Genomic DNA, 19,868 nt, shown 5'->3' with positions numbered 1-19,868 from the left:
TTGCAAGCTGTCCTGAACTATCCACGATGTAGAGCCCTGCAAGTTCTGCTTTCTTACGAAGGAATTCAGATCTAGACCCCTTAGGAGTTTTCGCAAGGGTTAGAATTTCTTGTTGTGCGCGTCTTTGCGCTTCTTTCAAATCATCAACGGTGACTCGCGCAGTACCTCTATTTCGAGCAACCGTTATGGCTTCTTGTTCAATTCCTGATTCTATGCTCCCTTTTAGAAGTTGTCGAGCAAACTCAGCACGTAGAGCTGTTGCTTGGGTTTCTTGAAGACCATATGCGAAAACGAGACGTCCAGTATCGTCAATAGATATTCTTGATCCATCTTGTGCCCTGAAGATGCGTCCTAGTGGCAGGGTTTCACTTTCAGAGTATATTTGCCCGCCTATCATTAATTGGTGGTCTGTAGGAGACAGGGTTATTGACTTTTCGCCGGGATCAAAGTTCGAAATAGTCCTTCCATTCTGAGATACTTGGGATTCCTTGTAGAACTCAGTTCTGAGATTTGACGCCTCATAGATTATGTTATTTTGTGAATCGCGTAATACCACTGTTGAACGAACACTGGATGTTTTAGTCTGAGTAGAACCAACAAAAACATCTGATTCATATTGCCTAGTGATAGTAGTCCCATCCTTTTTGATTTCAGTTATGGTAAATCCTGACTCTGCTCTCTCATCAGAGGTCAGTATCTCCACCTCTCGTGAGTTACCATCACTATCTGTGATAATATAACCTCCACCAGGTCTTGTTGTGATACGCTCACCTGCAGGAGTGATAACCGAACCATCAGATTTAATATCAACTTTGGAGAAATCGTTTAAACTCACAAAGCCCGCAGTGTTAAGAGCCCTGAATTCGACGGGTGAACAAACCGGCGCTGCTTGCGCAAACGCTGAGCTTGCAAGAATCAGCATCAGGATCAAGAAGAGTGTGCGTCTCATTGGAGCACCACCTTCACTGTTTTTCTGTCTTGTTGTGCTTCGTCTTGTGCTGTGAAGTGGAAGTAATAAGTTCCTGGGGTGAGAACTGACGTGTTATAGGTGATCGTTTGTTGTAGCGTGGTTACGGGTTCTGCATAGCTCTCATTAAATACTGCAAGGGGCGTGATATCTACGATATCTCCTGTTTCATTTACCACAAGGAGTGTGACGCGTACATGTGGATTGAGCGGATCGCCCATCCCCCTCACTTCATAGTAGAAGTCAATAAGGTCTCCTGCTTTGTAGCTAAGTGGGAGTTGGTTGAATTGCGTTATTTCCTCATTAAATCGCCCTGCGAAGGGACCTATGAGGGTGAGTTGGTTTGGCTCGTCTATGAAGAGAGGAACTGCTTTTGAAGTTGTTTCGTTAAGGAGTTTATCAGTTGCGGTGATGTTTAAAAGATATGCTCCTGGTTGTAAAACTAATGAGTTAAGGGTGTAAAAGAATTCTTGGGGGTTTCCATCTGCGTTTGTAAGTTGGATCGTTTTAAGAGTGTCAGGAACTTCCTCCCCTTGAGGAGTGGTAATACGCAGGGTTATGCTTACTTGTGCTTTGTCTTTTTGTAGTGCGTAGTTTTCTATGATTGCATGTGCTTGTATAGTTTCACCAAGAAGGTATCCTCCTGCAGATACTTCTCCTTGCTGGTAAAACCACACTACGGGAATTGATAAGGGTTCTTGGGGAATTGTTTGAGATGGTGAGAAGAACAATGCAAGAGCTACAACTACAAAAACTACTAAGGCAATTCCTGAGATAATTATTTTTTTCATGATACGGGGCAAAATCCTCCTGGAGTTAGAGCTGCGCTGCTCCTTGGATACGCTGTTGTAAGCGGACTATATCCTTCTACTTTTGTGCTTAGTATTTTTGCCTGGTCGTCTGTGCTTTGAATGTCTTCGCTTTGCAAGTAATCAAACGTATCAAGTAATTCTCGTGCTTGTGCTACGGTTATCCCTGCTTCTTGTGCAAGAAGTTCTTCTCGCAATGGTTGTTCTGCACTATCAAGGACTTTTACGAGTTTTTGTGCTTCGCCTAAGGGAAGGCCGATTTGCACTTGTAAGTATTCTGCACGCTCATCGCGTAGGTCTACGTCTTCTGTGCGAAGATACTCGAATTCGTTGTAGAGCTGTTGTGCTGTTGATCTATCCACTTGTGCTGCTTGTGCGAGTTGTTCTACAGGGTCTTGTTTGTTTAATTCACTTTGTTTTGTTGCAGCAAGAAGTGCCTTTGCTTTTTGCTCATCAACCCCTAAAACTAATTGCAATTCTTGTACGTTAGGATCTTGATAAGTGAAATCTTCACTTGCAATGAGTTCAAATTGGTCGTTGAGTGCTTTTGCCGTTTCAAAGTCAAGCCCGGTTTGTTGAGAAATGCGCTCTATGCGTTCAATGTAATTTCGTTCATGTTGCAAGGCTCGTACAAGTTCTTTGCTTTCTCTTTGGGAGAGGCCTGCTTGGGTTTCAAAGTACTTGCTTTCTTTTGATAGAGGCACGTCTTCAACTGCTACGTATTCATACACGTTGTAGAGGTTTCTTGCTTCTTCAAAGCTTAGTCCTTGGTCTCTTGCAATTTGCATGATGAGTCTGTCTTTTTCAAGCTCATCGTTGGTTTCAACTTGAAGAAGTTCAAATTCGCGATTGATTGCTTCTTGAACTTCTGGAGGAAGTTCCTCTTCTTGAACAATTACTGGTGATTGCGCAAAGAGTTGCGTTGCTTCTTTTTGTGCAGCGAGTTCTTCTTCAAGAAATTGAGTTTCGCGATCAATTTCAGCAAGTTTTTGTTGCTCTTCTTGAGCTGCAAACTCCTCTTCGTAGAGTTGTACTAATGGCGCGATGTCTTCACCAAGTGAACGTAGTCGTTCAACTTCTTCGCGAGTAAGTTTTGCTTGATACGTAGCTTCAAGAGGAAGGGGGTTTGCTTGGGCGTCAATTCCTTGTTCTTGTGCGTAGAGCTCGTATAATTCTTCGGGAGGGAGTGGTTCTATGGAGTCTATGTGAAGGGGAACTTGTTCCCAGGATATTGGCTCAATTATGGGTTGAGCAGTTCCTTGTGCTTCAAATCCTGCCACTAATTGAAAGGAGAGGATGATGACAAGACTAGTTAAGAGTAAATGTTGTTTCATAACTTGTCACCTCCTGTGTGAATTCATTTGTGACGAGTATTTTTAGGGTATACTCGCCAGGTTTAGTTCCTTGTGTTGAAATGTTGTTCGTGAAGACGAAACCATCTTTTTCCTCGTCGTAGGATTCATCAAGGGTTACAATTCCCGTTTTTTCATAGACGGTGTTTTCTCCTTGAAGAATGATGAGATCTTCTCTTAATCGGTAGTGATACTGACTTTGCTCATATTTAGGTTTAACTCCGTTTACTTTAAACTGTACTTCTAAGTCCTCACCCACATTTACTTGTTCGGGTATATTGATTGATGTGATTGCAAGTTCATGAACAACGTCAAAAGCGCTTCTGATGACTTTTTCATCTCCTTGTGCTGTGCGCACTATGATTTCAAACACATAGGTTCCTTCAGGGTAACGCGAGGGTATGTTCACCTTGTTCACTATGGGAACAAATGCTGCTGTGCTTGCATTATACTCTAATTTGAAGAAGTTCTTAAAACTCCCTTCGGGAATGATGTTTCCATCAGGACCGTAGAGGATAACATCTTGGGAGAGGTTTATCTGTCCACTCTCATCGGAGAATTCTGAGTAGTCTAAGACAAATGACGCTTCTTGTCCGGATACTATACGAACCCCCTCCTGTGGAATCCCCGGTCCTAATGGTGGAAAGAAGACGATAGGACTTGCGGGTTTTGTTTGTTCTTTTACAACTTGGGGATCAAGTGTTGTTTGTCGTGCAAGTTTCTCATCAAAATCAAGAGTGTCCGCTACAACAAGCTCTTTTACTTTTTGAGGGTCCGCTACTGTGGAATACTGTTCTGACTTTTTACGGATAATTTCTGAGACTGTTTTTGCATCTTGAGAGTTAAGGTGAAGTTCTTGCTCTACGGTATGTTCAAACTCTGAATGCCCCCCTCTAAATAGCAAGATTGACAGAGGAACAAGTATTGCAATCGCAAGAACAAACAGTGCAATGAAAAAGAGAGGGTTTTTCTTAGGAGGAGGGAATTCTGCTGAGAGCGGTTTTTGAACTTGCGGTTGAAGTTGGTAAGGTGAGTAGTACTGTTGAGAGTATGATTGCTCGGAAGACTGTTGTTGAGCTATTGGTGTTTGTGGCGATGCTGTTTGAGATTTGGAAGATTCAAACATTGCTCGCACCTCCTAGTCCTGCTACGTCTTGTCCTCCAAGTTCTTCTGCATCCTCTTTAGTTTTCCACTGCACCTGATCACATAGATTGTCTGCTGTTGCTGCTTTGAAACTATCTGGAACTCCTTTGATGTCTTCTACAAGAACTCCTATGAGTGAGAGAAACTTTACTGCGTGACACGTGGTGCACATTCCTCCAGGTGCGAGTTTTTGATTATATTTGCAAACAAGACATACCGAATCAAAACCCATTGTGATAAAGTATTGGTATCCATCTTGAAGTGCTTGTTGCAGTGCTTGTGAGAGTTGGTTCATAAATTGAAAGAGAGGAATTGAATTCAAGGCCATTCCTTTGATGAATAAACATTGTTCAAAGCTATGTTGGGATTCACATTGAGCAACTGTTGCTCCTGTTGCTAGCTCTCTTTGATAACAAACAATTCTGCCGCATTCTATTTGTCGTAGCTTGTCAAAATTTGAGATTATGCCTGGAACGCAAAGAGTGAGAAATGATGCGACCATGCTTTGTTGAGGATCAAACCCTGCATCAAATGCTTTAATCGTAGCTTCTGTTCTTGATTGTTGTGAACCTTTGAACACCCTTTTATCTTCATTTGGATCTGTACTAAATCGTGCATTTCCTTCCTTGTCTTGTGCTATGAATTGAAGTCCTAATGTGTATGAGTAAAATGTTCGCATATACGTTGCTGGAAGTTGCATAAAGCAGAGGATTTTCTTAAACTCACCGCCTCCTTCTTTTGCTTTGTTTTGACATTCTTTTGCAAGGCCTAATTCCTTTATTGCACTTGTTGGTGGTTTTGCTTGATTTGTTGCTGCGTCTTCGCGAATTGCTGCTTGTTGATCATCTGGTGCGGGTTTTCCTGCTAATCTACAACCAAGAAACGTGCTACAAAACCCTGTGTAAAATGATCCGAACCATGCGCTGTTAAGAAAGTTCATGCGTGTTGCGAATTCTTCCACACTTGCAGCTTTTCCGATTTGCAAGCCTTTAAGAACGTCTGCAAGAGATTGGATTACTCCTGTGGCAGTGTTGATGATTCCTATTGTTCCGCAAACTGTTTTGAGCACTTTGAAAACGCGGTTAAGTTTGGTAATCCATTCTCTTTTAGCGCGAGACTCTTCCATGTACGCATCTACTCGTGCTGCTACTTCTGGAAGTGGATCTCCAAACGCGTTGTTGATGACAGGAATGGTGAGAGTAAAATTTACTTGTTCGAGTTCTGAGAGTGTTGATTCTCCAACAAGACTGATAATCTGTGCTGAGCAGTTAAATGTTAGCTTGTTTTGGGTGATGGGTGGAACTTTGTTGGGATCGTAATGAATTTCTATAACCTCTTCAAAGGATTCTTTTCCAAAGTGTTGAGTTCCTGAAAAATCCATTACATCAATTGCAAAACGGTTCTCTTCAACGTTGGCATTCACAAAGCTAAGGTCTTCTCCTTGGCAGTTTTGCGGATCTAGAATCATTGCTGCCATTTTTGCATCGCCAAGAGGTTTGAATGCTATTTTGTGATAGGAGAATACACCTAGTTGGTTCCACGTAAATCTGTCTAAGCCAACCGTTGGCGCGAAGCTTTCCTGGGTTATTTTCCAGTAAGGCCCTTTTCCTTCAATTCTTGAGAGCGTGTTAAGAGCGGAATCTGTTTCTTCGCCTTTGTTGCCTAATGCGTCTTCGTAAGAAAGCTTTACCGTAGAAGCATCTTTTGCAATGATTCCCGCCTTTGGCCACGTGCAAAGCCAAAGTGTTCTTCCTTTTTCAACAGAGAGTGCGGGAAAATCTAATGTGTAGAGGAGATCATAGTTTTCTTCAAGTATTTTTTTCATCTCTTCATCTGTTTTATCTGAGTAGTAACCGTCGGGAAGAACGTGTTGTATAATTGCTTCAACTGCGCTTGACGATTCTGGGTTAAATGGGGGAAGCTCAGAGCAACTTCCTTGCCTGATTCCTCCATTTTCCACAACATCAGTAAGGTCTAGTTGTGCAGTGATTTCATTTACATCTTCAAAGAGCGCATAATAATTAAGCTCCCCTTCTTCTGCGATGAGGGTTGATTCACTGACAAGTCCTGTTCCAAAATTAGTTGTCGCTGTTGGGAATTCTAAAAGAAGTGTTGGCGCTTTGTTGTCAAGATAAAATACTTGTGGAGGTGCTACGAGAGGGTTTTGGGCGTCATCATAGGTTTCTTCTAAGGCGAATTGAAATGCAGATCCTTCTTCACCTCCTAGTTGAACCTCGCTCATTTTTCGTGAACACTGCCAGGATGCTCCTTGTTGAGTGCAGGGAATGTTGAAAAGGGTGTTGCTCACGGAAGGATTGCTCACCCTACTCCCTCCCGGAGTTATGGTTGTCCCTCCACTGATTTGCGCTGTGCTACCACCACTTGAAGCACCTCCTCCACCTGAATCTGCATCTTGAATGGCGATAGGTGTTATTCGTCCAAATACTTGTTGTTGATCAAATCCTGCACCTGCATCATTAAGAGTAAGCGAGATCTCAAAACCTGAATCTCTAACCCAATGTTTTCCATCAATTACTCTCCCTATGCGTATGGAGGCTAGGCTTGGAGGTGTGTTGTCAATTTGTGTTGCAAGAGTTGTTGTTTGAGTGATGTTATTTCCTACAGCATCCACTAAATGAACACTTATGGGGAATGTTGTTTGAGAAAGATCCGGTGCAAAGATTATGGGGTCTGAAAAGCAAATAAATTCGTTTGCGGCGGATCTGCAATTCTGTGTGTTGATAGGAATGTTTTGAAGCGATGGTTTAAGCGATGCAATCTGAACAAGGCTTGATGCATCCACGAATATACTTCCGCCTTCAAGAGATTCTTCTTGAATGAAAAGGGCAAGGGTAAGTCCTTTTTTAGGCAGACTGTTCACGTGATCGAGTAATTGTTCTTGTATTGCAAGTTGTGCTTTGCGCACTTTTGGTGCTAAGCGATCTATTTTAAGTACCTCACAGTGCATCTGTGCATTTCCTGCTTGATCTACTGCTCTTGCACAGACGTTAACGTCTTTTGATCCTGTGAATGTTAATGGAACAGTAACGGTTTGTTCTGCGAATACACAGGTTTTTTGCGCTCCACTGACATTTTTTGCAAGCTGTCCGTCAAAGAGTATGTCTATGCTTTTGAATCCTGAACATTGCCCTTGGCAACTAAAACCGTCACACAACGTGTCTTTTGCAGATATTGTTGCAAGTAGGTTGTTTGCATTTTGTTGTTCGAATGATGCAAGAATCGTCGGAGGGTTGTAATCTGTAAGTAGGGATACTTGTTCAGTGTCTTCAACGGATGCGCCTTCGTTAAGTTGAACGGTAAATGTGTAGGGGTTACTCACGTCGGAGGATGGCTTGAATGTCGCACTGCACACGCCTTGTGAGCAAGTAAAGGTTACTGAGGGAATCTCTGCGATGGTCACCTTTGCACTTGAAGAACCATCATGTTCAACGTCAATACTTACATAATCGTTTGCAGCACGTATTCCCGGAGTTCCCGCAGATCCTGTAACTTCAACAGAGGTTATCGATGCTGCGTGGATTTGCGCTATTGCTAGGGGAAACAGTAAAATTAAGTAAATCATACTCAGTCCGCAAATCTGTTTATGTGTCCTCTGATTCATTTTTGATTATTTGATTGCAATTGATTTGGTTGATTCTCATTAATCTTCATTGCACATTTTATAGTTTTATGTGATGATTTCAGGTTGAATTCTGTCTTTGTAGGCTTTGGTTGCTCCTGTTACGTTGGTTACTCCTGCGATGTCAGGTAATCCTCCTTGAGGGAGTCCATTAAGGTCGTTGGTAACTACTTGTGGAAGAGGGTAGCTTAGCATCTTAAAGACGATGCTTTTTGCTTGGAGTAAGTCTTCTGGTTTGAAGGTAATGTACCCTGTTTCATTGTTGAACGTTACGCCTCCGTGATAGATGCTTTCAAGAGTAATATCTTCAATTACTGCTTTTTTTCGCCTTTTGCCGAGTTCACCTCCTTTGACGGTGTGAGTATCTTGGTATAGCAAGACGCCTTCAACTTCGTATGTTCCAGGAACAATACGAAAGAGGTCTTGACCAGTTATGCGGGTCTCATTAGTAATACTAACAAACGCAGTGTATTCTCCATAGGTGTCATTATCAATGCGCGTAAGAACTATTCCTGCGGTATCTTTAACGCCGATGGGTCCGAAGTCTCCTGGGGAGTATTTACCATCTCCTGCGTAGTTGAGTCCTAGTACTTGTACTTGGGCGTTGAGCTCGAATTCTGGCATGAGTTCTAAGGTGAGATTATCCGCCTTTTGGATTGCTGCGAAGTATGGTTTTTGAATTTGAAGATATCCTTCACGAAAAACGGTAAGTGTTCCGATGCCTGCTGGAAGTTGAGTGATAAGTTCTCCACGCTCGTTGGTTGTTCCTAAGTAGCAACTATCCGTTCCAAAATTAAAACTAACAAAAGCACCGGGAATTGTTTCCTGGGTTAGTGCATTTTTAATGGTGAGGTTTAGAGGGCCTGCATTATAGTTTTGTGGTCTGCATACAAGTTGAGGTACTTCTCTTGCTGAGGGTATGCTAACGTTTCCTTGTAAGTACGGTTTGTTGTTTCGTATGTTTCCTTCGAGAAAATAGTAGAAGTCAAATCCTTCTCCTTTGAGTGCAGAGTCATCTCTGAGATGAACGAGTACAGGAAAGGATACATCATAAAACGTTTGATATTGGATGTAGGCGATGAAAGGAAGGATGGGAAATACTATTTTATCAGGTTTGATTATTGCATCTCCGTTAAGATCTACAAAAATTGGCCACCAGTCCAGATACGTAAAATCAACAGCAACATGGGGGAAGATGGTATCGTTATCCACGTTAATAAGCGATACTGTGTATTTGTCTGCAACAAGTTGCATCTGATCTTGATCTATGAGATCTTGACTTAAAATATTGTATTGGAAGTAATTTGCAGCTCGGTCCACTCGTAGTCTGTTGATAAATGGAAGGACGTTTTGCTCAATCTTCTTTTGTACATCCTGAGTGGTCCAAACTGCGTATTGTCCTTGATCAAAAGTGATTTCGCCTATTGGAGGTAGTTTTTTTCCCGTTATGTTTGGGGCATATTCTGTGTTAATAGTGATAAGATCCATTGCAGCAAGTTCTAAGAATCGAGAGTTTTTCTGCGCTACTGCTATTGCATCTGCCAAGTCATAGATTTCTTTAAGGCGCACATCAATGCGGGAGGTGAATTTGTCAAGCGTGATTTCCTGCTCTTTTTTGAAGGTGAGTTCTTGATCAAGGCGTACTGCTATGTCTTGAGAGGTGACGATTACTGTTGCTTGTGGCTGTGCTTTGCTTACGAGGGTGAAGCCGATGTCTTCAAGGTCTGCAAAGTCTTCGTAGCAGTTGTCAATGTTGTTTTCAATGTAGGTTTCAAGCTGTGCTTCTATGCTGTTTTCTCCTGCGTCTTGTTTGGTAAGGCCTGGTTGCCCTGCGTCTGAGAAGGTGCAGTCTTGTCTGCAATCATTTGGTGAATCCATGTGCCACCAGTAGGGAATGTCTCGTTCTCGAGGTGCATTATCAAAGGGGTATCCTGTAAATACGACAACGTCCGAATCTGTGGGGGTGAATCCTCGTTTGAATACTCTTCCTCCTGTGTATTGAGGATCGGAGACATCGACGTATCCTCCGTGTAGTCCTATTTGTTTAATGCCTTCTTTTGCGGTTTGTTGTATGCATTGTTCTACGAAGACTTGTATGGGTCGTGCTTCGTTTGGTACTTGGGTTACTTCATCGATGAATCCTGGGGGGATTCCTTCCACGCTTTGACCTCTGATGTAGAAGATGAGTGCTGAAGAGAAGAGGAGTATGATGCCTACTATGATGAAGATAGTGATTTGTCCTTTTTTGTTTGCGTGCGGATTCTTCATTTGAGTAGGTTTTACTTTGTACTGTTGTTTTAGTTTGTTGTTACCTCATTGTTTGTCGGCAGGTGAATGCGAAGAGGTCGCTTTTGATGCGTGAGCAGTATTGCGTGATGGTTGCGTAGTTTTTTGGGTCTTCTTGTGCTGCTGCGACGACGAAGCAGAGATCTCTTGCCGTGTCTTTTTTGTTTTCGCAGATGATGATTTTTTGTGTTGGTGTTGAATCGTAGAGTTCTGTTATTGCAGTATCCACGTTTCCTTTAGTGTCTTGTATGAAATGTGCAAGGAAGGTGAAGGAGATGAGTGCTGCGATTATCCAGAAGGTGATGATGGTGTAGACGAAGATTTTATCCCTGTGTTGCCAGGGTGATTCGCGGAAGGTTTTTGCATAGAAGTATTTTTTTTCATGGATGATGTACCAAATGATAAGTGTGTTTACTGCGATGCTGGTGGTGAATGCGAGTGTGAGTAGTTTTCCGAACGTAGGGTAGGTGAAGGTGGGAAAGATAAGAAGTGAGATAAGTGCATTGAACAGTGAGAGGCTAAACCATGCAAGTGCAAGATCAAAACACCATTTTTTTCGCTTGAGGAATCCGTAGATGAGCAGTGCAAGTGTTGAGATAATAACGATGTTGATGATAAGCGCAGGTGTTCCTTGTATGAGTGTTCCTAGGATGATTGTTGCAGGGGTTGTGAGTCCTGAGAGGAATGCGATGAGGTAGAGCGCTCCTAGAAAGAGGGTGTATCCTGTGAGGAGTTTGATTCCTGTTGGGATGTAGTAGGGGAGGTGATGGGTGTTACGATGATGGGTGTTGCGGCGTTGCGTGTTGTGTGCATTGTGCTTTGTTTTCGCAAAGCGTGTTTTTTTGGCAGGGTTTGCTTTGGTAGATTTCGGAGAGGGTGTGGGTTTTTGTTTTCCCTGCTTTTGTACCATGGGTTGTTTTGTGTTGCCCTTGGCGTGCTTTGTGGTTTGCTTCTTAGTGGCAGTGGCGGTTTTTTTGCTTGTAGAAGAGGTGCGAGAAGTTGTTTTTTTGATTTTTGCATCTCTTGCGTGTTTGGTTTGAGAACGTTGTTGCCTAGCTGCCATAGTTTTTTGTTTTTGGTTGTTTTTTAGAGGTACCACTATGTTCAGCTATGCAATAGGGACGAAAACACACCATTCATTTATAAACTTCCCGGGCGTACTTTGAAGTGGTAACTGTTACACTACCCGTTATGTAACTGGAATCCCTTCACAAAGTACTGCTCTCAGTAATGCTCTCAGTACTGCTCTCTTTTAGTAGAAGGTAATGCAGCAAGAGACAAAAAAAGGATCTTAACAAATCTTGTTTCCAGGGCCCAACCTTTGAGCTACAACATGATGTTTACCCGCACTTACAGCAACACCATCAACAAGCATGGTTTCTTTTCCTGTAAGTAATTCATGTTTTGAGAATTCTTTATAATCAATTTGTTTTGTGGAAATCACTGCCCCTTGCGGTGCTACTTGTGTTCCCACCTCTGCAAGTGTTGTCATAAGTCCAACTACTTCTTCATCGCCTTCTTTTGCGTTATCTGCTGCAAGGAGCATACCTTGAGATTCAATTCCTCTTAGTTTTGCTTTTTTAAGATTGCAAAGCACGATCACTTTGAGATCTTTGAGTTCTTCGGGTGAATAATATGCTTTGATTCCTGCAACGATTTGCCGAACTTCAGATCCCACATCAACTTTGAGGACATAGAGCTTATCTGCCTCAGGGTGATCTTGTACTTCAATGATTCTACCAACTCGCAAGTCAAAGGGAAACTCAGGAGGAGCTTCATAGTCAATTCTTGGGAAGAGAACTGTTTCCTTATCAAAGGTAAAGGTACCTTTTCCCCATTCAAGCGAAGTTTCTTGTGTTCCAAGAAGTGCAAGTGCTTGTTTGCTTGCATGAGGTAGGACAGGTTGTAAAAGAATGCTTACTATTCGCGTTAGTTCTGCGCAAGAGTAGAGAACTGCTTCTCGTTCTTCTTCATTTTTCCAAGGTTCTTTTTCATTCATGTATTTATTCGCATCATTGAGCAATGACCAGATCTTATCAATTGCTCTATTAACTTGGTATTGCTCAATAAGTGCTTTAATCTCATCAAGTTTTGAGAGGTTAAAGGGAGAATCATAGGCTTTCGTTAAGGTTGAATTAGTAAATTTCTTGGAAAGCTTGATAATGCGAAGAAGAAGATTTCCATAATCGTTTCCAAGTTCGTTGTTGTAACGATCAACGAGTTCTTCTTCGTTAAAACGTGCATCAGAATCAAGAGGGAATGAACGCAGCAAGTAATATCTAAACGCGTCAAGACCGTATTTATCCACCATGTCAAGAGGATCAACAACATTACCTAACGACTTAGACATTTTCATACCATTTTTGTCGTTGATAAATCCATGTATGAGTACATGTTTTGGAAAAGGCAGATCTGCTGCTCTAAGAATTGCAAGCCAGATCATAGTGTGGAACCATTGAATGTCTTTGCCGATAACGTGGCAATCTGCTGGCCAAATGTTTTTTCCTTGTATTCTTGGACCTGTGTAGTAGTTAAGGAGAGCATCAAACCAGACGTATAAGACATGCGTGGGATCATTTGGAAGGGGAATTCCCCACTCAAATGTTGAGCGTGAAACGGAGAGATCGTGAACACCTTCCTTAATTCGATTAATGATTTCTTGTTTTCGTGATTCTGGAAGGATGTACTTGTTTTTTTCAATGTGTTCAAGAACATCATCAACATATTTTCCCATTTTAAAGAAGTAGGACGGCTCTTTGACTTTTCGAGTAGGTCTGCTACAAGAAGGACAGTTTCCTTCAACGAGTTGTAAATCAGTCCAAAAGGATTCGCAAGGAACACAATAATTTCCTTCGTATTCTCCTAGGTAAATGTCCCCTTTTGCTTCTACTTTTGCGAAGATTTCTTGTACTTGTTTTTTGTGTTCTTTGCTTGACGTGCGTACAAGAAAGTCATACTCAATGGCAAGCGCTTTGTAAAATGATGTGAACACTTGCGCCATTTCATCAACAAATTCCTGAGGAGTTTTGTTTTCTGCTTGTGCTTTTTCTTGTATTTTTTGTCCGTGTTCGTCAAGTCCTACTTGGAAGAAGACATCTTCGCCAAAGATTTTGTGAAATCGCGCAATGCAGTCCGCAAGGATTTTTTCATATGCGTGACCTAAATGAGGCTTGCCGTTGGGGTAATCTATTGCGGTTGTTATGTAATAGGTCATAGTTTAGAAATCTGCATCAACATCTTCAGTGTTCTTCTTTTTTGATTTTTTCTGCTTCATCTTTTTAGTTACGTCAATGTGTGCTGCACAGTGCTCACAGGTAACACGAATGGTGGGAACCCCTCCAATTGTTCTTCTTTTGAATGGTCCTTCCCAACTTCCTTCTTTTTTACATGATGGACAAGTATATACTGCTTGAGCAATGAGCTTTTCTTCGTGCGCTTTTTTCTCCTCTGTGTTTGCACATTCGCTACAAACATATTCTTTTGCTCTTATTTTTGGCAGTCCCGTTTTTTCATCACGTGGCTTTTGCATGAGTCCTTTGCCACATTTTTCGCAAGTAATTTTGTAGACCCAGAGTTTGATAGATCCTCCATCAACGGTTCTGTTCGTAAAATAGATTAATTCGTCCATGCTTTGCGGTTCTTTTAGTTCTTTTACTGCCATGATTCTACCTCGTTTATGTGTTGTATGTCTTAATTGTTTTAATTTCTTGAGTTAGTCTCTTCCTTCGTGTAACACGTGTGAAAGGTTCCTCTCCTGACCTCTTGCGTGAACGTTCTAGCTCTTCTGACGCGAGGAATGGTGAATCTCACACATCACCGATCAAGAGATGTTTGATCATTGCTTGCCTCGTTTGAGTTCAAGTGATAGTGCAGGCTCGTCCACTCTTATGTATTTGGGGCATTCAACTGTTTGAATACCTTTGTCTTTTGCGTACTTAAGTACTTTTTCTTTCTCTTCAGGATTGCGAATTGCAACAACAACGTTAAGACCTTTGCGTTCAGGATGCATAACGCAAAGATCAAGTTTTTTTAAATCTTCTTTTACTTGTGCTTGTTGTTCGTAAAATTTTTTGAGCAGTTTTGGTGCTTGTTCAAGTTTCTTTATGAGCTTATCATAGTCAGGGTAGAAGTTTGTTGAAGAGAGGAGAGTTTGTGCTGCGTCTTCGAGTTCTTTTGTTGCAAAGGAGATAAATCCACCATACCCATTATCAATTACCTTCCACCTCCCAAAGGATCCTACAAGGATATCTGCAAATTCTCCTTTTGCAAGAGTGTCATCACCAAGAGCTCCTGAACAGTCTTCAATAACTAAGCATTCGGATTCGTGACAAATTTTGGAGATGTATTTCATGTCTTGTTGTGCGAAGTACCCTGCAAAACTAGTGAGAAGAAGTGCTGCGCCACCTTGTGCTTTTTCTTTAAGATCAACGAGGTCAATGATTCCTCGTGTAGTTTTGACTCGTTTTAGTGTGAATCCGAAAATGGGCGGGTAGGTTTCAAAGCTGATCCACCCTCCTTGATCGGGTATGAGTAAGTAGGGTTTGGGGTTTATTTTTTTGATTGCACCTAGTGCTATGAGTATTGCGGAGTTTCCTCTTGATGTAAGGTGAGCATGCTCGTGTCCTGTGTACTCTTTGATGAGGTGAAGTACTTTGTCTTCAGACATAGGCAAGGAAGATCAAAGAAGGGTTTTTAAGATTAATGACACTTTGTTTATATATGAACTATTATGATAGTATTGCAAGGGGTTATGATGAGCTCTATGGTGCTGAGCAGCGTGAAAAGCTTGAACGCATTGTAAACCTGCTTGAAAAGAAAGACCTTTGTGTTGAGCCTTCCTGGTCTCTTCTTGATGTTGGTTGTGGAACAGGTATTTCTACCACGTTTTTTGACTGTGCTTTAAGAGTGGGTGTTGATCCAAGTAAGGAATTGCTGCGTATTGCTCGTCTAAAATATTCATCACAGTCTCACACCGTGTTTGTTTTGGGAAGTGCGGAAGATTTGCTCACAGGAGATATTTTGAGTCGCGCTCTTAGAGAGCTTGGCCATCCCGATGATCTTAGCAATCATGCTGGTCTTAGTGATTTTGGTGATTCTTGTTTTGATATGGTGCTTTCTCTTACTGCGATACAGAACTTTTCTGATGTTTGCAAGGGTTTGAAGAACATTCTTCGCGTTGGTAAGAGATTTGTGTTATCGGTTCTTAAAGGTTCTAAGAACGAGCAGATAGTACGTGAGTTTTTGCTTGGGCAAGGCTTTGAGGAGTGGAATATAGGAAAAGATGTTGTTTTTATTCGCTTCTAATCCTTATGCTTTTTTTCTTATGCTCTTTTTTCTTATGCCTCTGTTTCATTATGCTTCTGTTTCTTATTCCTTTTGAGATGTTTCTTGGGAGATGTTTTTTTAAAGCGCTCTAGGGCTCTTTTCCTAGCGGAGTTCTCCAGTATTTTTCCTCCCGTTTTTTCCCTCGTAGTTTACACTACTAAATACGAAATATTTATAAATCAGTGTACCGATACTGTATACTAGTACTCCCAATAGGCATATCAGGTAGTGTACCTGGTAAGGGACGTATTAACCCCCCAAAAAAAAGAGGTGTTGCGAATTGGATATTGAAAAGTTACAAAGAGTTACCACTCTTGCAAAAGAGTTCATGCACCATGGTATGGCGCAGAGTATGGATGATGCCGTCACCATGGCAGAAAAACAGATATACGGCACACAAAGCGTAACGCAAATTAAGCAAGGACTGCAAAGCTCAGTTGTTCTTCAAGAAGAAGAATCTTCAATGATTGTTGCATTAAGAAAACTTGAACGCGTGAACCAAACTCAACAACGCGACATTGCTTCAATGCAACAAAAAATGAATGAAATGATTCAGGTAATCAACAACTTAGAATCACAACTCAACAAACTCAAACAACGCCCACTTGAACAAAAAGCACAACAAGTAATAAAAGAAACAGTTCAAGCACAACAACCACAACAAGATCAAACGGTTGCACAAGAAGAGCCTGCTTCTCAACAGGCGGAAGTTCCACGAGCAACACAAGGTCATGCTCGTTCAGGAAATTTCACCTCAAATGATGTTTCTATTGAGAAGATGTTTTACTTTGGTGTTCGATAGAACACCTTAATTTTTATCACTTTACTTCTATTGTGGTGTTTGCAACAAGCGTTTTAAGAAGTAGGCCTTGGTTTTCTTTTGTGATAAACTGTTCAAGGGTGCAACCCTCAACAGGTATTCCTTGAGGCGTGGGACAAAAGCCATAGGGATAACCCTTAGCGCCAAAGAGGATGTGGCGAATGCGAGTATAACCATAACGCTCACGAGGTGTTCCTTCTTGTATACAATACGTGGGATCCGGGTACTGTTCTTGATTTATTCCTGCGTACACCAAAGAAGGGATAACAAGACACTCTCCAACAGAGAGTTTGTGTTGGAGTAATGCTTGAAGAGCGCGATGAGTAGCATAGACTTCTTTGCGTCTTGTCGCAACATCTTCACTTAACTCCGCCCACTTACGATAATGAATAGTGCCTAAGTCAAAAAGTGCGTGAAGGAACTGCGTCTTACTTAGTTTGTGAGGAGCTTTGCATGCGCGTAGTTCTTCGTAAATATCTAAAAGCGTTCTTGGAGTTTCTCCAACAATAACTGCACATTGTTTTGAATGATCCTCAAAAACTGTTTGAGTAGTTGCAGCGCTCATAGGCCCATCTGAAAGAAGTTCTGTTTGAACCTGTGTTTGTGTGGTGGAGTTGTCAAGTACTGCCCCAAGAGAGTTAGGTTGAGAGGTTGTTCCTTGTTGATTTGCAGCTTTCGTGAGTGGTTTAGCTGCATGTGGTTCTAAAGACTGTGTTGAGAGCTGTGAAGAAGAAGTATCAACAAGTTCCTTATCAGCAATTTTAGTGGTGAAAAGAGTTCCGTTCGCACCTAAAGAAAGACAAGCAATAAGCGTTCCTAATCCCACGGCCGTAGTCCATCGTTGAGTGTTGTTTTGAAAATGATGTGCATGCTCATCTCTGTATTGTTTAAGCTCTTGGATATCGGGGGTGTCAACGAGATCGCAACGCCACTCATCAACGCGGGGAACGCGTCCAAGTTTTGCACGTAGTTCATCCCACTTCTTAAGAGAAACTCTTTCTTTTGTCGTACTTTGTCTTGTTTGCATATCATCTGCTAAGGGATGCTCACTTTGTGCAGACGACGTCATAGTAAAAAGAGTAGATATTCTTTCTATATAAAAGTGCACTTTGTTACCACGAAACAATAGATAATTTTAAATATCCTGTAAGAACAGATTTGCTCATGAGACTACCAACACTCACAACACTCCTCACAACACTCCTCTTAGTCCTACTCCTTCCAAGCGTCATTGCACTCGACATCACACCAACCACTACTTCTTCGCAACACAACAGCATTGCAACATTTAACTTCACCATTACAGGAAATGAATCCACCATCTCTCAAGTAACACTTAGCCCCTTTATTGCGGCAAATGGCGACAACTTTACTGTAACACCCACCATCAATTTTCCTGCCCCTAATGGAAGTGCAGTACAAGGAAGTATTTCTTTTAATATTGAAAACCCATCTCAACCCCAATACAACGCAACGCTTAATGTAAGTGCAGATAACACCACCTCCCTCTTCACACTCACCCTTAACATCCTTCAAAACAAGGACTTTTCTCTTCAAGCAACAGATGGCGAAGCAGCACTTCACAAAACAACCAACAACGTTGTAAGTCATGAAAAGGTAAAACTCACCATTATTAACACAGGCTCACAACCACTTGAACAAGTACGTATTGATAACGTAGAGCTCAACAATGGACAACAAAAGATTAACATTACACCTTCTGAAGATAATTTCTCTCTAAATCCTGGGGAGAACAAAACAGTTTCCTTTGATGCAACACTTGCAGGCATTTCTCGAGGAATTTACTCCGGAGTTGCTAAGGTTATTGCAGACGGTTTTGAAAAACAAGCAACGCTTAGACTCACGGTTCGTGACGCAACCATTTCACTTGAAGTCCTTAACACCGTGCTTCCGAGCAGCGAGAGAAACGTGACCATTAATCACACCCTGCAATTACACAATAATGGAGATTTCGACCTTACAGGAGTGAGTATTGACCTTCCACAAGGAGTAACCCTTCTCTCAGCAACACCTACCGCCATTCTCAAAGGAGAAACAGTAAACGTATCAATTCAAGCAGTTATCCCTCTTGACCAAGATTCTGGAGAAAAAAGACTTGCAGACATTCAAATCAGCTCTAATGAAGGTACCACCACAGCAACACTCTACTCCAACGCAGTCTCAAAACTAAAAGTAAATAACATTAAACTTAAACTTCTTGATTACGTTGCATCAACTGTTTCACAAGACGGAGGAGAATTTGGAAAAGAAGCAAATCCAGGCGATACCTTCTCAATAACCGTTGATGTTGAAAATGATTTTAGTGATTCAGATGACGTTGATTACGCCATTGAAGATATTGAAATCAATGTAGTTTTTGAAGAAGCAGGTGAGGATGGTGATGATATTGAAGGTGATTCAGATCGTTTTGATCTCTCTGCACAAGAAAAAAAGACCGTTCCCATTGATATGGATGAGGATCGCATTGATTGGCATGTAAGAGAAGGAACACACCTCATCACAGTTACGGTGCAAGGCGAGGATGAAAACTCTGCGATTCACACCACCACGTTTACAGCAAAAGTAGTTGTGAAAAGAGACCCTAATGAAGATATCAGGATAACCGCGTATGATGTTTCTCCAACAACTCTTACTTGCGGAGAAGACCTCACTATTGAAGTGGAAGGGCGAAACATAGGATCTCGCTCAGACAAAAATGTAAGACTCGTTGTCTCTAATCTTAACTTAGGAATAGCAGAAGATCTCAAGTTTGAAATGGGAGACTACGCATCAGAAGAATGTGATGCCATTGACAACCCTGATGAAGGATGTAGAGAATTTCTTTTCCGAAAAACATTCACCATTCCAACCGACATTGCAAGTAAAACCTACCCTATCTTGATTAAAACGTACCACGACCACTCCGTTGAGTCAGATCAGAAAACAGTTCCTATTAATATACAATGTGATGAGGTAACTGATGAAACCTCTCAAAGCACTAACGAAGATAGTAACGAAAACTCAAAGACTCAAAACACCGCAACAGCAAATCAAGAAACAAGCAATAATGGTGGCGCACAAGAAACTCTCTTCAACAAAGAACAAGGAAGTACTGATAACACTATTGCTGTGCAAAACAACCTTGCTCCGAAAAAAATTTCTTTTGAAGTCCTTCCCCCATCAGAGCCCACCCAGATAATAAAAAAACAATCCCTTGAAGAGAGCGACCTCTACCTTCCCGTACTCATACTACTCACACTCATAGTTGTTGGGGGTATCATATCAGCAACCACGGCGCTACGAAAGTAGTGCCGTGCTTATTTTCCTACCCTATACCGGTGAACAAAGCAACACATCTTAAGAAACAATCTTCAAAACATGCACAAACATCACGCTCATCTCAAACATTTTCTGAGCAATGTTATGAACTTCTCAAAAAAGTTCCAGCAGGAAAAGTGACGACGTACAAAGATATTGCTCACGCACTTCATTCAAAAGCATACCGCGCTGTGGGAACAGCAATGC

15 protein-coding genes are annotated in these 19,868 nt (G+C 41.7%); 4 read left to right on the top strand and 11 right to left on the bottom strand.

Going from position 1 to position 19,868, the window contains the following annotated elements; genetic code table 11:
- From D6774_02440 to D6774_02395, 10 genes are all read right to left on the bottom strand, one after another.
- On the bottom strand, nt 1–949 hold a 949-nt coding region (locus D6774_02440), incomplete at its 3' end, for a hypothetical protein (GenBank protein ID RME78045.1).
- Nucleotides 946–1,758 carry a hypothetical protein gene (locus tag D6774_02435; GenBank protein ID RME78044.1) on the bottom strand — a complete coding sequence of 271 codons (813 nt, stop codon included), beginning with the start codon at nt 1,756–1,758 and terminating at the stop codon, nt 946–948. The genes D6774_02440 and D6774_02435, both read right to left, overlap by 4 nt.
- Nucleotides 1,755–3,110, bottom strand: coding sequence for a hypothetical protein (locus D6774_02430; protein ID RME78043.1), 1,356 nt, complete (start codon nt 3,108–3,110; stop codon nt 1,755–1,757). The genes D6774_02435 and D6774_02430 overlap by 4 nt, the downstream gene beginning before the upstream one ends.
- Nucleotides 3,085–4,254, bottom strand: a complete 1,170-nt coding sequence (locus tag D6774_02425; protein RME78042.1) for a hypothetical protein — start codon at nt 4,252–4,254, stop codon at nt 3,085–3,087. The genes D6774_02430 and D6774_02425 overlap by 26 nt, the downstream gene beginning before the upstream one ends.
- Nucleotides 4,247–7,855 (bottom strand): hypothetical protein, encoded by a 3,609-nt coding sequence (locus D6774_02420; protein RME78041.1) that lies wholly within the window; start codon nt 7,853–7,855, stop codon nt 4,247–4,249. The genes D6774_02425 and D6774_02420 overlap by 8 nt, the downstream gene beginning before the upstream one ends.
- A 105-nt stretch (nt 7,856–7,960) precedes the next feature.
- Nucleotides 7,961–10,180 carry a hypothetical protein gene (locus D6774_02415; protein RME78040.1) on the bottom strand — a complete coding sequence of 740 codons (2,220 nt, stop codon included), beginning with the start codon at nt 10,178–10,180 and terminating at the stop codon, nt 7,961–7,963.
- A 40-nt stretch (nt 10,181–10,220) separates the two neighbouring features.
- Nucleotides 10,221–11,261: a hypothetical protein gene (locus D6774_02410; protein RME78039.1), complete on the bottom strand. Its 1,041-nt coding sequence runs from the start codon at nt 11,259–11,261 to the stop codon at nt 10,221–10,223.
- A gap of 228 nt (nt 11,262–11,489) precedes the next feature.
- Nucleotides 11,490–13,412, bottom strand: coding sequence for a methionine--tRNA ligase (locus D6774_02405; protein RME78038.1), 1,923 nt, complete (start codon nt 13,410–13,412; stop codon nt 11,490–11,492).
- 3 nt (nt 13,413–13,415) lie between these two features.
- Complete coding sequence (locus D6774_02400) at nt 13,416–13,859, bottom strand: hypothetical protein (protein RME78037.1); 444 nt, start codon at nt 13,857–13,859, stop codon at nt 13,416–13,418.
- Between the two features lie 174 nt (nt 13,860–14,033).
- The gene (locus tag D6774_02395) at nt 14,034–14,864 is read right to left on the bottom strand and encodes a DegT/DnrJ/EryC1/StrS aminotransferase family protein (protein RME78036.1); all 831 of its coding nucleotides are present in this window, start codon (nt 14,862–14,864) and stop codon (nt 14,034–14,036) included.
- Between the two features lie 35 nt (nt 14,865–14,899).
- Between D6774_02395 and D6774_02390 the strand changes: the two genes are divergently transcribed.
- Complete coding sequence (locus D6774_02390) at nt 14,900–15,502, top strand: methyltransferase domain-containing protein (protein ID RME78035.1); 603 nt, start codon at nt 14,900–14,902, stop codon at nt 15,500–15,502.
- Nucleotides 15,503–15,803: 301 nt separating this feature from the next.
- A complete protein-coding gene (locus tag D6774_02385) occupies nt 15,804–16,325 on the top strand; it encodes a hypothetical protein (protein RME78034.1) in 522 nt (173 codons plus the stop codon).
- 16 nt (nt 16,326–16,341) lie between these two features.
- Here the strand turns inward: D6774_02385 and D6774_02380 are convergent, their stop codons facing one another.
- Complete coding sequence (locus tag D6774_02380; GenBank protein RME78033.1) at nt 16,342–17,412, bottom strand: hypothetical protein; 1,071 nt, start codon at nt 17,410–17,412, stop codon at nt 16,342–16,344.
- 95 nt (nt 17,413–17,507) lie between these two features.
- Between D6774_02380 and D6774_02375 the strand changes: the two genes are divergently transcribed.
- Together D6774_02375 and D6774_02370 are read left to right on the top strand one after the other, a co-directional pair.
- Nucleotides 17,508–19,652, top strand: coding sequence for a hypothetical protein (locus D6774_02375; protein RME78032.1), 2,145 nt, complete (start codon nt 17,508–17,510; stop codon nt 19,650–19,652).
- A 29-nt stretch (nt 19,653–19,681) separates the two neighbouring features.
- On the top strand, nt 19,682–19,868 hold a 187-nt coding region (locus tag D6774_02370), incomplete at its 3' end, for an MGMT family protein (GenBank protein ID RME78031.1).

This window comes from Candidatus Woesearchaeota archaeon (assembly GCA_003695435.1).
Lineage (GTDB): Archaea > Nanobdellota > Nanobdellia > Woesearchaeales > UBA11576 > J101.
Note: the sequence above shows the minus strand (reverse complement) of the source record. Positions and strands in the feature narration are given on the sequence as shown.

Coding starts and splice junctions, on each gene's coding strand:
- D6774_02435 (RME78044.1), bottom strand. CDS start 1,758: ATGAAAAAAATAATTATCTCAGGAATTGCCTTAGTAGTTTTTGTAGTT.
- D6774_02430 (RME78043.1), bottom strand. CDS start 3,110: ATGAAACAACATTTACTCTTAACTAGTCTTGTCATCATCCTCTCCTTT.
- D6774_02425 (RME78042.1), bottom strand. CDS start 4,254: ATGTTTGAATCTTCCAAATCTCAAACAGCATCGCCACAAACACCAATA.
- D6774_02420 (RME78041.1), bottom strand. CDS start 7,855: ATGATTTACTTAATTTTACTGTTTCCCCTAGCAATAGCGCAAATCCAC.
- D6774_02415 (RME78040.1), bottom strand. CDS start 10,180: ATGAAGAATCCGCACGCAAACAAAAAAGGACAAATCACTATCTTCATC.
- D6774_02410 (RME78039.1), bottom strand. CDS start 11,261: ATGGCAGCTAGGCAACAACGTTCTCAAACCAAACACGCAAGAGATGCA.
- D6774_02405 (RME78038.1), bottom strand. CDS start 13,412: ATGACCTATTACATAACAACCGCAATAGATTACCCCAACGGCAAGCCT.
- D6774_02400 (RME78037.1), bottom strand. CDS start 13,859: ATGGCAGTAAAAGAACTAAAAGAACCGCAAAGCATGGACGAATTAATC.
- D6774_02395 (RME78036.1), bottom strand. CDS start 14,864: ATGTCTGAAGACAAAGTACTTCACCTCATCAAAGAGTACACAGGACAC.
- D6774_02390 (RME78035.1), top strand. CDS start 14,900: ATGACACTTTGTTTATATATGAACTATTATGATAGTATTGCAAGGGGT.
- D6774_02380 (RME78033.1), bottom strand. CDS start 17,412: ATGACGTCGTCTGCACAAAGTGAGCATCCCTTAGCAGATGATATGCAA.
- D6774_02375 (RME78032.1), top strand. CDS start 17,508: ATGAGACTACCAACACTCACAACACTCCTCACAACACTCCTCTTAGTC.